At 73.1% G+C, this 1,049-nt stretch carries 1 protein-coding gene; it reads right to left on the bottom strand.

What is annotated here, in order from left to right:
• Positions 1-669: DnaB-like helicase N-terminal domain-containing protein (locus tag JJV70_RS22275; protein ID WP_308294960.1), on the bottom strand; the 669-nt coding region annotated here is incomplete at its 3' end.
• Positions 670-1,049: the final 380 nt, after the last annotated feature.

The raw sequence follows: 1,049 nt of genomic DNA on the forward strand, positions 1-1,049 counted from the left end.
GTCGGCGGCGGAGGCGGCCTGTACCAGGCGGGTGCCGCACTCGATCAGCTGCCGCCGCGCGGCCTTGTCCCGCACGATCTCCGCGTAGGACGCGGCGTGCGCGGGGTTGGGAACCTTGTGCACCAGGGCGTGCAGGTATTCGGCCCCGCCCACCCGGTGGAGGTCTGCGGCCTGGTCGAGTTCGCGGGCGACGGTGATGGGGTCCACCGCCCGCCCGGCGTCGTACATCGTCTGGATGGTGCGGTGGATCGTCTCGTGTGCGGGCTGGTAGTGGTCGCACGGGTCCATCACCTGGGCCACGTCGGTGGCGGCTTCGGCGGACAGCAGCATCGCGCCCAGCACGCACTGTTCGGCGTCCGCATCGTGGGGTGGTCCCTCGCGCCGCCGGGGGGCGGCACCGCGCAGCATCAGCACCTCCGCGCCCCGGGAGTCGGACCCCGCGTCGGGCTGGGGCCGACGCCGTACCGGCCCCCGACTCCTGGCACTGCCAGCGGTCGGGTTCACCGGCTCGCGGGCGGTGTTCACGGCGTTCACCGCACCGGGCGCGGTGTTCACCGAGCCCGACGCCGTGTTCATGGGCGTGTTCACGGTGTTCACCGGATCGGGTGCGGTGTTCATCGAGTTGGGGTCGGTGTTCATGGATCGGGTGGGCGTGTTCAGCTCGTTCACGTGGTCACCGCCGTGGTGTCGCGGTGACCGCCGAGGTGACTACCGGCATGGCCGGACCGGGCCAGACGACGGGGGCCGCTGTGGGGCGCCCGCCGTGCCGTGTATCGGGTCGATTCCCGCTGGCCACGGGGCGACTGATCCCCGGTCGGATCGGGCGGCTGGTGCCCGATCCCGTCGGGTGCCCGGCGGGCGGTGAACACCGCCCGGCAGACGTGAACACGACGCCGCCCAGCGGTCATCTCGGTGACCACCCGACCGGTCATCGGCCCGGTCGCCAGGGTGACCGACCGGCCGGACGCCGGGGTGGTCGGTCGGGTGGCCGTCCGGTCGGTCGTCGGGGTGGTGTGGTGGGTCATGGTCACCACCTCGCGCGCAGGGTG

Source organism: Streptomyces sp. JJ66 (assembly GCF_019303495.1).
Taxonomy (GTDB): Bacteria; Actinomycetota; Actinomycetes; order Streptomycetales; family Streptomycetaceae; genus Streptomyces.